This window comes from Micromonospora sp. NPDC057141 (assembly GCF_042670805.1).
In the GTDB taxonomy this organism is placed as follows: domain Bacteria; phylum Actinomycetota; class Actinomycetes; order Mycobacteriales; family Micromonosporaceae; genus Micromonospora.
In genome coordinates this window covers 19,106-32,908 of the sequence record NZ_JBHUVA010000074.1, presented here as the reverse complement: position 1 = coordinate 32,908, position 13,803 = coordinate 19,106, and the positions used below count along the sequence as shown (strand labels likewise).

13 protein-coding genes are annotated in these 13,803 nt (G+C 71.9%); 5 read left to right on the top strand and 8 right to left on the bottom strand.

The features are described from left to right. The coding region (locus ACFT41_RS26695; protein ID WP_377614020.1) for a polymorphic toxin-type HINT domain-containing protein at positions 1-740 on the top strand (740 nt) is incomplete at its 5' end. A gap of 2 nt (positions 741-742) precedes the next feature. Further along, positions 743-1,153, top strand: coding sequence for a DUF6896 domain-containing protein (locus ACFT41_RS26690; RefSeq protein WP_377584231.1), 411 nt, complete (start codon positions 743-745; stop codon positions 1,151-1,153). 367 nt (positions 1,154-1,520) lie between these two features. Here ACFT41_RS26690 and ACFT41_RS26685 read toward each other — a convergent pair whose 3' ends face one another. The 4 genes from ACFT41_RS26685 to ACFT41_RS26670 form a co-directional block, all read right to left on the bottom strand. Continuing rightward, a complete protein-coding gene (locus ACFT41_RS26685) occupies positions 1,521-1,916 on the bottom strand; it encodes a hypothetical protein (protein ID WP_377584228.1) in 396 nt (131 codons plus the stop codon). A gap of 99 nt (positions 1,917-2,015) precedes the next feature. Beyond that, positions 2,016-2,195, bottom strand: a complete 180-nt coding sequence (locus ACFT41_RS26680; protein WP_377584225.1) for a hypothetical protein — start codon at positions 2,193-2,195, stop codon at positions 2,016-2,018. A 254-nt stretch (positions 2,196-2,449) separates the two neighbouring features. Further along, the gene (locus ACFT41_RS26675; protein WP_377584222.1) at positions 2,450-3,631 is read right to left on the bottom strand and encodes an alkaline phosphatase PhoX; all 1,182 of its coding nucleotides are present in this window, start codon (positions 3,629-3,631) and stop codon (positions 2,450-2,452) included. A gap of 66 nt (positions 3,632-3,697) precedes the next feature. Then, positions 3,698-5,914, bottom strand: coding sequence for an MMPL family transporter (locus ACFT41_RS26670; RefSeq protein ID WP_377584220.1), 2,217 nt, complete (start codon positions 5,912-5,914; stop codon positions 3,698-3,700). Between the two features lie 108 nt (positions 5,915-6,022). On the opposite strand from ACFT41_RS26670, the gene ACFT41_RS26665 reads away from it, so the two are divergent. Both ACFT41_RS26665 and ACFT41_RS26660 read left to right on the top strand, forming a co-directional pair. Further along, on the top strand, positions 6,023-6,784 hold the full coding sequence (locus ACFT41_RS26665; protein ID WP_377584217.1) for a TetR/AcrR family transcriptional regulator: 762 nt from the start codon (positions 6,023-6,025) through the stop codon (positions 6,782-6,784). An 11-nt stretch (positions 6,785-6,795) separates the two neighbouring features. Then, positions 6,796-8,457 carry a phytoene desaturase family protein gene (locus tag ACFT41_RS26660; protein WP_377584215.1) on the top strand — a complete coding sequence of 554 codons (1,662 nt, stop codon included), beginning with the start codon at positions 6,796-6,798 and terminating at the stop codon, positions 8,455-8,457. Positions 8,458-8,523: 66 nt separating this feature from the next. Here ACFT41_RS26660 and ACFT41_RS26655 read toward each other — a convergent pair whose 3' ends face one another. Further along, positions 8,524-9,162, bottom strand: coding sequence for a TMEM175 family protein (locus tag ACFT41_RS26655; RefSeq protein WP_377584251.1), 639 nt, complete (start codon positions 9,160-9,162; stop codon positions 8,524-8,526). Between the two features lie 122 nt (positions 9,163-9,284). Further along, the gene (locus tag ACFT41_RS26650; protein WP_377584212.1) at positions 9,285-10,856 is read right to left on the bottom strand and encodes a Rieske 2Fe-2S domain-containing protein; all 1,572 of its coding nucleotides are present in this window, start codon (positions 10,854-10,856) and stop codon (positions 9,285-9,287) included. Between the two features lie 201 nt (positions 10,857-11,057). On the opposite strand from ACFT41_RS26650, the gene ACFT41_RS26645 reads away from it, so the two are divergent. After that, positions 11,058-11,279: a DUF2631 domain-containing protein gene (locus ACFT41_RS26645; RefSeq protein WP_377584210.1), complete on the top strand. Its 222-nt coding sequence runs from the start codon at positions 11,058-11,060 to the stop codon at positions 11,277-11,279. Positions 11,280-11,394: 115 nt separating this feature from the next. Here ACFT41_RS26645 and ACFT41_RS26640 read toward each other — a convergent pair whose 3' ends face one another. Both ACFT41_RS26640 and rlmN read right to left on the bottom strand, forming a co-directional pair. Continuing rightward, entirely contained in the window at positions 11,395-12,549 is a 1,155-nt protein-coding gene (locus ACFT41_RS26640; RefSeq protein WP_377584207.1) for a DivIVA domain-containing protein, read from the bottom strand. A gap of 31 nt (positions 12,550-12,580) precedes the next feature. After that, positions 12,581-13,732, bottom strand: a complete 1,152-nt coding sequence (gene rlmN / locus ACFT41_RS26635) for a 23S rRNA (adenine(2503)-C(2))-methyltransferase RlmN (protein ID WP_377584205.1) — start codon at positions 13,730-13,732, stop codon at positions 12,581-12,583. Between the last annotated feature and the right edge of the window lie 71 nt (positions 13,733-13,803).

Here is a 13,803-nt window from a genome sequence, read left to right as displayed (position 1 = left end):
TCGCCACCAACCCCGACACCGGCCAAACCGAAATCGAAACCGTCACCGCCACCATCACCGGCACCGGCACCAAACACCTCGTCACCATCACCACCGACGAAGCCGAGCGTGGCGACGGCAGCCAGACTGACGGCGACGGCGACGGCGGGCACGGCACCACCAAGATCACCGCCACCGACGGACACCCCTTCTGGGTACCCGAACTCCACCAGTGGATCGACGCCACCGACCTTCAGGTCGGCCAGTGGCTCCAGACCAGCGCCGGCACCCGCGTCCAGATCACCGCCATCCAACGACACGCCACCACCTGGGCCACCGTCCACAACCTCACCATCGCCAACACCCACACGTACTATGCGGTAGTCGGCAGCGAGCCGGTCCTCGTACACAACTGCGGCACTGCAAATCCTGACGATCTCATTCCTACTCACGGAATTTCTGGTGATTCTTCCACCAAGAGGGTGGCCAGGTATGGGAATGACATGGCAAACGGCGAATTCGACTGGAAGCAAAGTCCGATCGACATCGTTCGTCATGAGGGTAAAATGTATGTTGTGGACGGGCATCATCGCCTTGCTGCTGCAAGGTGGACTAGACAGGGGGAAGTTGGTATTCGCGATGTGACGGATCAACTAAACAATGGGGGGTTTAAGGGATATGCGGACATGGCTGATGTTCTGGACTCCGCCTCGCGATATCCTGGAAACAGGCTCAATCCTCATAAGCTGAAGCGTAGGTAATGGTGGATGATGCGGTTGTCGCTGAGGTTTCTAGCGCCATCGATGGACTGCTTCACGCTAGGCGCTTGGTTGCAGAGGCCTTCGGCGTTTCGTCGGCATCGAGTCTGGTCAGACGCGTACTTGATGGCGAGGTTCCTCGTCAAGGTCATTTTCTAAATGGGCTGGAGTACTTCGTCCATGGCGTCGGCTATACCGTCGTCTACGACAGCGGCGCTCAAGCTCACCTGGATGCCTGCGACGGCGATGGTGGAGACTGTTTTACCGTTTACGATGTGCGCGGTTTTCTGCGAGACACCTGCGACCAGGTGCCGTCTTTGGAATCGATCCGGGAAGTCTGCAACGAGTGGGTTGCCAGGGGTCAGCTCAGCATGTCAGGCGAGGCAACGTACATGGTTGTTGACTCCGAAAGTTGAGCCGTCAGCGTGTACAGAAATGATCTCAGCGACCCTGCGGTAGGTATTTGCATTCGAAGTTGGTGAGGTGCATCTCGGCGGCGGCGACGGTGTCGCCGATTCGGCGTGGGCTGATGTTCGTGTGGCGTAGCGTCTTCCAGCGTCCGACCAGGATGGCGAAGCCGCGTTCTCCTTTGCGAGCGCAGGCCGCGTAGCGATCGGTTGTAGGCGCGGTTGTCGGGTGCGAGCCTGCTGCCGTCGGTGGGTTGCTTGATCGGGGTCTTGATGCCGTGGCCTGTGCTTTCGTAGCCGGAGTCGGCCAGGGCCGGCAGGTCGAGTTCGGCGGCGGGCCAGTTCAGGGCGGCGGTGATGTCAGGTGGCGGGCGCATTAGTTGGTGTCGTGCAGGTGTCCGGGTATCGCATCCGAGGTCCAGATCGGCAGACCGTCTGGGCGCATGACAGCTTGGATGTTCGCCGCCGAAGTCGCGGTGCTTTCCGGAGAACCAGGCGTCGATCGTGTCGCCCTTGACCGACAGGGTGGTCTTGGTGAGTCGGCCATAGTCGAAGAGTTTGCCGTCGAGGATGACGTGGGACCAGCCGTCGGCGGCGGCGCGGCGCAGAGCGGTGTGCAGGTCGGTCCCTGGGCGGCGAGGACCGTGATGCCCTCGTCGCGGTAGCGGTAGGCGGTCGCCCGGGAAATACCGAAGCCGGCTGCCAGCAGGGTCATGTCCTCGGCCTTGGGGAACCAGACCAGCACCATCAGGGCCTGGTGGAAGCAGGTCAACGTCCGGGTGCCACGGCGGGTGCCGCAGGCGCGGCGCTGTGCGTACAGCAGCCATGTTCACGAAAGATGATTGGGGTGCGGGCCGTGGTGGGCGGGCGGTCAGTGACGGGTCCAGCCGATGAAGCGGGCGAAGTAGTCCGCCGGGTCCACCTCCTCCGGGCGGGTGCGTAGCCGGTCGGTGATCTCGTGCATCAGCACGCACAGGTAGATCGCCAGCCCGACCCGGTCCCGCGCGCGTACTCCGCGCGTAGGCAGAGCTTCGCCGGCTGGCAGGGCCACAGCGCAGCACACACCCGACACCGCCACGTCGGCCGGGCCGCCACGTGCCGGCGCAGTTCGGCCAGCGACACCCCGTACCCGCTGCTCATGGTCTTCGCCCGCCCCGCCGCAGCGGCCCCGGCGGCCCGGCGCGGCACGGTCGCCGAGGCCTCCACCGGTACGTCCGCCAGCCGACCCGCGCCGGGCCAGCACAGCATGTGGTCCGGGCGGGCCAACACGCAGTACTGCCCCCGGCGGGCGGCCGACCGAGCCCCTCAGGACCGGAAGGGGCCGGTGATCTCGTACGTGATGCCGTCCGACCCGGTGATCGACCCGCTGACCCCCCGCTGCGACGAGAAGTAGAGGCGGCTGCCGTCCGGGGAGAACGCCGGGCCGGTCAGCTCCGAGCCGGACTGCCCGAGCAGGCGCAGGAACGGGGTGACCACGCCGGCCGGGGTGATCATGTTGATCTCCATGTTGCCGCCGTCCTCGGCCACGTACAGGTCCCCGCCGGCAGTGCCGGTGATGTTGTCGACGCCGGTGAGCGGGGCCGCCCCGGCGGGCACCAGCGAGTCGTCGTACGCCAGGTCGAGGCGCTGGCTGGCGGCGTCGTACGCCCAGACCCGGTTGTCGCCCTTGGTGGTGAACCAGCAGGTGCCCCGGTCGTACCAGCAGCCCTCGCCGCCGTCGAAGTGCTGCGCCGCGCCGACCTGACGCCGGGTGGGCACGGGGAACCCGTCGCGGTCGGGCACGTCGGCCCAGGTCACCGGGCCGGTCACCTGGCCGGCGGGGGCGCAGAGCACCTGGAGGCGGCCGGTGCGCAGGTCGCCCCAGGTGTCGGGGACGTACCGGTAGAAGCAGCCGTCGTCCTCGTCCTCGGTGAGGTAGACGACGCTCCGGTCGGGGTCGCAGGCGGCGGCCTCGTGGGTGAACCGGCCCATCCGGGTGCGCTCCTCGGCGGCGCGGCTGCCGTCGGGCCAGGTCTCCATGACCCGGCCGAGCGGCGCCTCCTCGCAGGAGAGCCAGGTGCCCCACGGGGTGGCCCCGCCGGCGCAGTTGAGGTTGGTCCCGCCGAGGATCCGGTACGCCGAGGCGATGGTGCCGTCGGCGCGGAACCGCACGGCCGACGCCCCGCCGACGAGGGGGATCTCCGAGTTGGAGACGTAGATCCAGCCGTCCGGGGTGGCGAAGCACGCGCCGCCGTCGGGGGCCCAGTGCCACGGGTAGGAGGTGCCGGCGACCCGCTGTCCGGAGCGGGCGATCACCCGGCTGGTGAAGCCGGCGGGCAGTTGGATGCCGTTGGCGTCGGCGGCGAGCAGGTCCCCGTACGGGCCGGGGCCGGGTTGGGCGGGCGCGGCGAGGGCGGGCGCGGGAAGCGCGGCGGAGGCCCAGAGGCTGCCGCAGAAGGCGGCGGCCCCGCCGGCGACGGTGGCGCGCAGGGCGGTACGGCGGTCCATTGGTTACCTCCCGGTAGGGTCGATGCCCCACCGACGGTAGAGCCGGCGAGGCATCGACACCAGTGACTACCCGATGAACGCGGGATGACGGGTCTCCGGCGCGGCGGGCTCCGGTTCGACCACGTCCGGGAGCACGGGCTGCCCCGGGGCGTCCGACTCGCGGATGCCGAAGCGGCGGTAGACCGCGCCGAGCGGGCCCGGGGCCCACCAGTTCCAGCGGCCGAGCAGGCGCATGGTGGCCGGCACCAGCAGCGCCCGGACCAGGGTCGCGTCGACCACGATCGCCACGATCATGCCGACCCCGATCAGCTTGATGTACGCCATCGCGCCGGTGGCGAAGCCGGCGACCACGATGACCAGCAGCAGGGCGGCGGCAGTGATGATCCGGCCGGTGCGTTGCAGGCCGGTGGCCACCGAAGCGGCGCTGTCGCCGGTGCGGTCCCACTCCTCGCGGACCCGGGACAGCAGGAACACCTCGTAGTCGGTGGCCAGCCCGAACAGCACGGCGAGCATGAGGATCGAGTTGCTCGGCTCGATGAAGCCGGTCGAGGTGAAGCCGAGCAGGCCGGACAGGTGGCCGTCCTGGAAGATCCAGACCACCACGCCGAACGACGCGCCGATGGAGAGCAGGTTCATCAGCACCGCCTTGACCGGCAGCACCACCGAGCCGAACGCGAGGAAGAGCAGCAGCAGGGTCGCGCCGGCCATCAGCAGGGCCATCCAGGGCAGCCGATCGCCGAGGCTGTCCAGCAGGTCCCGGTCGACGCCGGGCCGGCCGCCGACGAGCACCCGCGCGCCGTCCGGGGCGGGCAGGGCACGCAGGTCGCGTACCACGTCCCGGGCGACGCCGCCGGTCGGCTCGCCGGGGTAGGCGACGGTGAGCAGCGTCGAGGCCCCCCGGGTCGCGGCGACCCGGACGCCGGTCACCCCGGGCACCGCCGCGATCCGGTCGGCGAACGGCCCGACCGCGTCGGCCGACACGCCGGTGACCAGCACGTCGATCGGGGCGATGGTGCCGCCGGGGAACTGCGCGGCGATCCGCTCGGAGACCACCCGGGGCGCGGCGTCGGCCGGGAGCACCCGCTCGTCGACGCCGCCGAACTCGGCGCGCAGGAACGGGGTGGCCAGCATCCCCAGGATCAGGGCCACCCCGACCAGGTAGGGCACCGGGCGACGCATCACGCTGCGCGCGATCCGGGCCCAGGCGCCGCCGGTGTCGGCGTGCGCCGGCCGCCCACCGCGCGTCCCACGCCGCCACGGCAGCGGTACGCGCACCGCGTCGATCCGGCGGCCGAGCACCGCGAGCAGGGCCGGCAGCACGGTGAGCGCCGCGAGCATGGCGACCAGCACGGCGGCCATCCCGCCGAGGCCCATCGAGCGCAGGAACGGCTGCGGGAAGATCAGCAGGCTGGCCATGGCGAGGGCGACGGTGAGCCCGGAGACCAGCACGGTGCGGCCGGCGGTGGCCATGGTGCGGCGTACCGCCTCGGCGGTGTCGCGGCCGGCGGCGAGTTCCTCGCGGAACCGGCTGACGACGAACAGGGCGTAGTCGACGGCCATGCCGAGGCCGATCAGGGTGATCACGTTGATCGCGAAGATCGACATGTCGGTGACCATGTTGAGCAGCCGGACGGCGACGAACGCGCCGAGGATGGCGAGCCCGCCGACGAGCAGCGGGGTGGTGGCGGCGACCAGCCCGCCGAAGATCAGCACGAGCAGGACCAGCAGCACCGGCATGGAGAGCAGCTCGGCGCGGGTGATGTCCTCGGTGGTCTGCTCGTTGGCGTACCGCTGGAAGGCCACCGTGCCGCCGAGCTCGGTGCGCAGGCCGGGCGCGTCGAACGCGGGCCGCACCGCGTCGTACGCCTCGGCGCGGGCGTCCTCGTCGACGCCGTCGAGCTGGACGAGGGCGTAGGTGGCTTGGCGGTCGGTGGACACCAGGTGGGGTGCCGGGGTGTCGTACCAGGTGGTGACGCTGGTGATCTCGGGGCGCTCGCGCAGCGCCGCGACGGTGCCGGCGACCGGGTCGCGGAACGCCGGCTGCTCGACGGTCGCGGTGTCGCTGGACCAGAGCACGATCACGTCGGCGCCCTGCCGGCCCAGCTCGGCGGTGATCCGCTCGGCCGTCCGGCTCGACTCGCTGGCCGGGTCGGCGAACCCACCCCCGCTGAGCTGGCCGAAGACGCCGGTCCCCCAGGTCGAGCCGAGCGCCATGAGCGCGACGGCGGCGACCAGCACGGCCCACCGGGTCCGCACCACCGCCCGTCCCCACCAGTCGAACATCGCATTCCCCCTCACCGACCGTTAAGGTCGTGCTCAGTAACCATGGCTCTCATGAGTGAACGCCGTTTACTATGACTACGGCGTTCGCTCCAGTCAAGGGGGTTCACCATGTCCGCGCCGACCCGGCGGGAACGCCTGCGCACCGCCGCCCTGTCCGAGATCAAGGACGGGGCCCGGCGGCTGCTGGTGACCGGCGGGGTCGAGGCGGTGTCCCTGCGCGCCATCGCCCGGGACATGGGGATGACCGCGCCCGCGATCTACCGCTACTTCCCCAACCTGGAGGCCCTGGTCGTCGCGCTCGCCGGCGACCTCTACGACGAGCTGCGCGGCATCATCGAGGCCGCCCGGGACGCCGCCGGCGCGGAACCGGCCGACCAGTTGCCGGCCATGTGCCGGGCGATGCGTCGGTGGGCCGTCGCGCACCCCGCCGAGTTCACCCTGATCTTCGGCAACCCGGTCCCCGGGCTCGCCGCGTTCACCCGCGCCTGCGCCGACGCCGAGCACCCGGCCGCGCGGTTCGGGGCGGTCTTCCTCGCCCCGTTCCTGGCGCTGACCCGCGACGCGGCGCTGCCCGGCCCCCCGGCCGACGTGCTGCGCCGGCAGCTCGGCTGCCACCTCGCCCCGCTCACCGCCAAGCACGGCGACCTGCCGATCGAGGTCGCGTACGCGTTCCTGTCGGGCTGGACCCGCCTCTACGGCCTGGTCGCCATGGAGGTCTTCGGCCACCTCACCTGGGCCGTGGACTCCCCCGAGGCGCTGTTCGAGACCGAACTCGCCGCGCTGATCGCCCAGCTTCAGGGCGCGCCCGACGGCGACGGTCCGCCGACCGGGAACGGCGACGACCCCCCGGCCGGGTCGGTGCGGCACTAGGCTGCCCGAGCATGAGCGAGCGCAGCGGCACGACCGCGACGAGCAAGGCGAGCGAGCGCAGCGGCACGACCGCGAACACCGAGGCGAGTGAACTGCCGGCCCGCGCCGACGTGGTGGTCGTCGGCTCCGGGCACAACGGGCTGGTCTCGGCGATCCTGCTGGCCCGCGCCGGCCTCGACGTGCTGGTGCTGGAGGCCGCCGACGTCATCGGCGGGGCCACCCGCACCGAGAACCCGTTCCCGAAGGTGCCCGGGCTGCGCCACTCCACCGGGTCGTACCTGCTCGGGCTGATGCCGCCCGAACTGCTCGCCACGCTCAACGTGCGCATCCCCGTGCTGCGCCGCGACCCGCACTACTTCCTGCCCACCCCGGGCGGCCCCGGGTCGCCGTACCTGCTGATGGGCAGCGACACCGCCGCCACCCGGCGGCAGCTCGCGGAGTTCTTCTCCCCCGCCGACGTGGCCGCCGACGACGCCATGCAGGCCGAGCTGGCCCAGCTCCGCGACGACCTGGCCCCCGCCTGGCTGGCCGAGCCGCAGCCGGTCGAGGAGACCGCGCAGCGGTACGTCCGGCCCACTCTGCGGCAGGTCTTCGTCGACCTGGTGCGCGGCTCGGTCGCCGACCACCTGGCCCGCTTCGACTTCCGCTCCGAGCTGCTGGTCAGCATGTACGCGGTCACCGACGGGCTGTCCGGCCTCAACGCCGGCCCCGACGACCCCGGTACCGGCCACAACTTCCTCGTGCACAATATGTGCAGATTGCCCGGTTCTGACGGCACCTGGATGATCGCCGAGGGCGGGATGGGCACCGTCTCGGGCACCTTCGCCGACGCCGCCCGCGCCGCCGGGGCCACCATCCTCACCGGTACGCCCGTCGCCGCGATCACCCTGGACGGCGGCGCGGCCAGCGGGGTGACGCTCGCCGACGGCCGGCACGTGGCCGCCCGGGTGGTGCTCGGGGCCTGCGACCCGTACCGGCTGATCGACCTGCTGCCCGACGGCGCGCTCCCGGCGGAGCTGGGCGCGCGGATGGCGGCCGTCCGCCGCCCCGGCACCACCCTCAAGGTCAACCTGGCGTTGACCGGGCTGCCCCGCTTCTCCTGCCTGCCCGAGGGCGCGCCCAGCCCGTTCGGCTCCACCATCCACCTGCTGCCCGGCTCGGCGTCGCTGGTCGGCGGCGGAGGCGAGCCGCCGATGGCGGCACTGCGCGCGATGTGGGCCGACGTGCAGGCCGGCCGGCTGCCCGCCGAGCCCACCATCGAGTGGTACCTGCACACCACCGTCGACCCGTCGCTGTCCGACGCCGCCGGCCACCACTCGTCGGCGCTGTTCGTGCAGTCGGTGCCCTACTCCCTCGCCGACGGCACCTGGGACGCGGCCCTGCCCGGGTACGTGTCGCGCCTCGTGGATATCTGCGAACGGTACGCGCCGGGCACCGGCGACCTGATCGCCGACGCGATGCCGCTGCCCCCGCCCGGCATCGAGGCGCACTTCGGCATCACCGGCGGGCACATCCACCACGTCGACAACACGGTCAGCTTCACCGACCGGATGCCGTACGCCACCGGCGTCGACGGCGTGTACGCCGGCAGCGCCGGCTGCCACCCGGCGGGCAGCGTCATCGGGGCGGCCGGCCACAACGCGGCCCGCCGCATCCTCGCCGATTTGGGGTAAGGAGAGGCCCCTTGTTGACGCATACGGTAGAGAGGGGTTCCCTTCTCACCCCGCCCGGCAGGGCACTCACCGCCCAGCCGGCGCGCTGCCGCCGGACGGGGGCAGGTCGCCGGGGCCGCGGACCAGATAGAGGCCGATGAGCAGGAGGTAGGCGACCAGGCTGAGCACCGGGTCGACGAAGACCACCGCGAAGGCGACCAGGTAGAGCAGCGGCCCGAGCAGGAACCGGCGGGCCACCGCCCGGGCCAGCCGGGGGTCCAGGTCCGGGTGGAGCAGGTTGCGCCGGCGCGCCCACCACCAGCTCAGGTTGAAGAAGAGCGCCTCGCCGAGCACCGTGCCGACGTAGAGGGCGGCGGTGAGCCGCTGGTCGCCGACCGGGCCCCGCAGGTTGTCCGAGAGCAGGTTCGCGGCGAACGGGATGGCCGCGACGAAGAGCAGCAGGAGCAGGTTCAGCACCAGCAGCAGCTGGTCGACGCGGACCACGTACCGCCACATGTTGTGGTGGGTGAGCCAGACCTGGCCGACGATCGCGAAGGTGATCACGTACGCCAGGTAGGACGGCCACTCGTGGAACAGCGCGCCCGCCAGGCCCGGCCCGGCGGGGTGCTGCGGGGCGAGCTGGAGCAGCTCGACCGCCATCAGAGTCAGCACGATGGCGATCACGGCGTCGCTGAACGCCTCCACCCGGGAGGCGTCGCGGGCCATCTCGCTGCGCCGCCCGTACCGGTAGGCCGCCGTCTCGTCCGCCCCGCCCGTCACGACTCCGCCCCGCCCGTCACGACTCCATGGTCGCCCCTGGGCGGGGCGGAACGGGGCGGAACGTCAGGTCAGGGTGTCGGGGTGGGCGCGTCCGCGCGGTGCGCCCGGACCTTGTGGCCGACGCTGGTCAGGCAGCGCCCGCTGGGCAGGTCGAACTTCCAGCCGTGCAGCTGGCAGGTGAGCTGGTCGCCCTCGACGATGCCGAACCGGGTGAGGTCCGCCTTGAGGTGCGGGCAGCGGCGCTGCACCACCCAGTCGCCGAGGGTGATGTCCTCGGCGTCGCTGCTGCGCCCGTGCTCGTCGTACCAGCCCTCCGCGTACTGGAGGCGCTCGGTGGACAGGCACTTGAAGAAGGCGTACACGAACTCGTTGTACTGGCCGATCCGGGCCGCCGAGAACCGGCAGGACAGGAAGAGCGAGTTGACCCAGTCCACCTCGCCGATGTGCAGCAGGTGCTCGACGAGGGCCCGTTCGGTGCGGAAGCGGTAGCGGACCTTCTCGTCCGCGTACGGCCGCACCTCCTTGCCCGGGAAGTCCACCACGATCGACTCGACGGTCTCGCCGCCCGAGTCGTCAGTCCCGACCAGGTCGAAGCGGACCGGGCCGCCGACGCCCTTGGCCAGGTAGATCGACTCCTCCAGCAGCGGCTCGATGCGGCGCTTCATCCCGGCCAGCACGTCGACCTCGGGGTGCCGCCAGGACGCCTTCTCCGCCTCGATGACGCCGCGCTTGCGCTCCCGCATGTCCTCCAGATGGGCCACCTTGTTCGCGAAGAACTCCTCCACCGGCTGCGGGTGGGTGGTGGTCGCGCCCGAGGCGGTCACCTCGGCGACGCTGCCGGGCAGCAGCACGATGCCGTTGGTGCCGCCGACCTTCGCGTACTCGGCGAGGAAGACCGACTGGTCGGGGAAGATGTTGCCCTCGTCGCCGTGGATGTCGTTGAACTGCCACAGGTCGTCGTCGAGGAAGCACGGCGGGCCGGCGATCGGGAAGACGTGGTCGGCCTTCAGGTCGGCGATGTAGCGCCAGGTGCGGTCGAACTGCCGCTCCCGCTTCTGCTTGCCGAACGCGGTCTTCGCCGACTGCGGCAGCTCGTAGACCATCGGATACCAGATCGCCCCGGAGAACTGGAGCAGGTGCGCGTGCACGTGGCCCAGCTCGGTGAAGACGCTCAGGTCGGTCGGGCGGGCGTCGTTCTGGTTGAGCAGCCGGACCCCGTCGTGCTCCACCCAGAGGGAGGAGTCGCCGATCGGCCCGTCGGTCGGGCTGGTCAGCGCCTGGATCATGATCCGCAGGCCGCCGTCGAGCTCCACGACCTGCTCGTTCGGGACCCGCAGGAACTGGGTGAAACCGAGCGCCCGCAGCTCGTCCTCCATCTCGGAGGTGGGGAACTCGGGCAGCAGGACGGTGGCGTCCTTGGATACGAAGTCACGCAGGTGCGCGGCGTCGAAGTGGTCCCGGTGCAGGTGCGACACGTAGAGGTAGTCGACGTCGCCGAGGGTCTCCCAGTCGAGCTGGGAGTTGTCGGGGAACGGGAACCACGAGGCGAAGTAGGCGGGATTGACCCACGGGTCGCACAGGATGCTGCCCGCGGCCGTGTCGATCCGCATGCTGGCATGTCCCGTACCGGTCACTCGCACCGCAGTCCCCCTCAAAAAGACAATCAAGGTGTACGTCCCGACGCTACCGGAGGCAGTCTGGTCGCCGGCCCGCGACGCCGCTAGTGCCCTCCGGCCCGGGTCCTCCGGCCTGCCGGGGCTGCGGGAAACCCCCACCGCACGAGGTCAGCCACGGGGCGTGCCAGACTAACCGGAGATCCGATCGCGAGGGAAGGACCGACAGTGGCAGGAAGCGAGCCGGTGACGTCGCCAGATCAGCACAAGCCCGGGCACCGCAAGGCCGGGCGGATCGGCGCGGTGGTCTCCGCGCTGGCGCTGCTGGCCATGCTGTGCGGCAACCACGAGGGCAGGGTCGAGGACATCTGGCTGGTCGGCCTGGCCGTGCTGCTGCTGGCCGTCGTCGTCGGCGATGCGGTGCTGCGCCGCAACGGCCTGCGCTCCTGACCCCAGCCGGACCGACAACGCGCGAAGGGCCCGCCCCCCGTCGGGGCGGGCCCTTCGTCGTGTACGCACCATGCGGCGGCGCGGGGGCCGGGCCTCCCGCGCCCACCGGGCCAGGTCAGCGGCCGAAGAGGATGTCCTGGACGTCCTTGAGTGCGGCGTCGACCTCGGCCTCGAAGTAGCCGCCCGGCACCAGGCCGAAGCGCAGGGTGTCCAGATCCTTCGGGTTGACCGGCATCGGGCCCCGGCCGGCCATGCCGCCGAGGATGCCCTCGAAGAGCCGGTCGACCTGGTCCGGGTCGTACCCGCTGCCGAACCGGCGCACCTGGAAGCTGCGGCGGATCTGGTCCACCCGATGGAGGTCGCTGCCGGGCGGACCGGCCATCGGCGGGCCGCCAGCCGGAGGACCACCGACGGGGGGACCGCCCACCGGGGGTCCGCCGGCCGGCGGACCGGCCATCGGCGGCGGGCCCCCGATCGGCTGCGGCGGCATCGGCGGTGGCCCAGCCGGGCCACGGCCGCGCAGCTCACGAAGGTCCCGCTCGGGCATCCGGATCTCGGCGGTCATGTCGGCCCGCCCGTGCCGGCCGGCCTCGAAGCCGTCGAAGCGCTGCTCGTCGGGGCCGTAGCCGCCCGGGCCACCCGGGGGCAGGCCCCGGGGCGGCGGGCCGCCGTGCCCCATACCCGGGCCCATCGGGCCGCCCGGACCCATCGGGCCGGCCGGGCCGCGCGGGGCATCGTACCCGCCGGAAAAGCCACCGGTCGGCTCGTCGTATCCGCCGGAGAAGCCGCCAGTCGGCTCGTCGTACCGGCCGTAGCGGTCGCCGGGCGGGCCCGCCTGCGCCGGCATCGGCCGGGGCGGCATCGGCGCGGGCCCCCGATCGTCACGCATCGGCACAGGCCCCCGGTCATCGCGCATCGGCGGGCCGAGCCGGTCGGGCGGGCCCATCCGGTCCGGCGGGCCCATCCGGTCCGGCGGGCCCATCCGGTCGGACAGCCGGGGGTCGGCGCCGCGGCCGGGCGAGCCGCCGCGCTCCTCCAGCTCGGCCAGTTGCCGCTCGACGCGGTCGAGGTGCAGGTCGACCTGCCACTCGTCGTAGCCGTTGAAGCGGACCCGGAAGACTACGTCGTGGACCTCCTGGGAGGCCACGGGTGCGCCAACGGGCCGGCCGTCGAGCGTCGCCTCGACCCGGTCCAGGAAGGCGTCCACCTCGTCGACCTTGTATCCCCGGCGGAGCGCCTTGCGCCGGAAACGCTGACCCTGACTCGCCACTATGTCTCCTGGTCTCGTTCGGTACGCCCCGTCACGCCGTCGCCTCCTGCGGCGTCTCGGTGTCCCTGTCCCCGGCTGCGGCGAGCTGCCCGCACGCGCCGTCGATCTCGCGCCCCCGGGTGTCCCGCACCGTCGTCGACACCCCGGCGGCGCGCAGACGCCGGACGAACTCCCGCTCGACGGGCTTCGGGCTCGCGTCCCACCGGCTGCCCGGGGTCGGGTTGAGCGGGATGAGGTTGACGTGGGCCAACCTGCCGGCCAGCAGCTGACCGAGGAGGTCGGCCCGCCACGGCTGGTCGTTCACGTTCTTGATCATCGCGTATTCGATCGACACCCGACGCCCCGTCCGGGTCGCGTAGTCCCACGCCGTGTCCAGCACCTCGGCGACCTTCCACCGCTGGTTGACCGGCACGAGTTCGTCGCGCAGCTCATCATCGGGCGCGTGCAGGGACAGCGCAAGGGTCACCGACAGGTCTTCGCTGGCCAGGCGCCGGATCGCCGGGACCAGGCCGACCGTGGAGACGGTGATGTGCCGCTGGGACAGGCCGAGCCCCTCGGGTGCGGGGGCGACCAGCCGGCGGATCGCCGCGACAACCCGCGAGTAGTTGGCCAACGGCTCGCCCATGCCCATGAACACCACGTGGGACAGCCGGGGCGGCGAGCCGGCGACCGCGCCGGAGGCGGCCACGCCCGCCAGGTAGACGGCCTGGTCGACGATCTCGGCCGTCGACAGGTTGCGGGTCAGCCCGGCCTGGCCGGTGGCGCAGAACGGGCAGGCCATGCCGCAGCCCGCCTGGCTGGAGATGCAGACGGTGATGCGATCCGGATATCCCATCAGCACGCTCTCCACCAGCGAGCCGTCGTGCAGCCGCCAGAGCGCCTTGCGGGTGGCACCGTCGTCGCAGGCGAGCTCGCGGACCGGGGTGAGCAGAGTGGGCAGCAGCTCCCCGGCCAGCCTGTCCCGGGTCGCCGCCGGCAGGTCGGTCATCGAGGCGGGGTCGCGGACCAGGCGGCCGAAGTAGTGGGTGGACATCTGCTTCGCGCGGAACGCCGGCTCGCCCAGCTCGGTGACCAGCGCCTGCCGGGCGGGCAGGTCGAGGTCGGCGAGGTGACGGGGCGGCATGGCCGCGCGGCGTGCGGCGGGGGCGTCCGAGGTGACAGGGATCAGCGGAAGGCTCGTCATGACCCGTCCAGTCTCCCACGCCGTTCGCTCGACGCACCTGGCCGGAGGTGCCGAATCGGACCCGACCGCGC

Bases quoted from the DNA above. Each gene is read 5' to 3' on its own strand.
- rlmN (WP_377584205.1), bottom strand. From the start codon at position 13,732: ATGACGAGCCTTCCGCTGATCCCTGTCACCTCGGACGCCCCCGCCGCA.
- ACFT41_RS26655 (WP_377584251.1), bottom strand. From the start codon at position 9,162: ATGGCCCGCGACGCCTCCCGGGTGGAGGCGTTCAGCGACGCCGTGATC.
- ACFT41_RS26665 (WP_377584217.1), top strand. From the start codon at position 6,023: ATGTCCGCGCCGACCCGGCGGGAACGCCTGCGCACCGCCGCCCTGTCC.
- ACFT41_RS26670 (WP_377584220.1), bottom strand. From the start codon at position 5,914: ATGTTCGACTGGTGGGGACGGGCGGTGGTGCGGACCCGGTGGGCCGTG.
- ACFT41_RS26675 (WP_377584222.1), bottom strand. From the start codon at position 3,631: ATGGACCGCCGTACCGCCCTGCGCGCCACCGTCGCCGGCGGGGCCGCC.
- ACFT41_RS26660 (WP_377584215.1), top strand. From the start codon at position 6,796: ATGAGCGAGCGCAGCGGCACGACCGCGACGAGCAAGGCGAGCGAGCGC.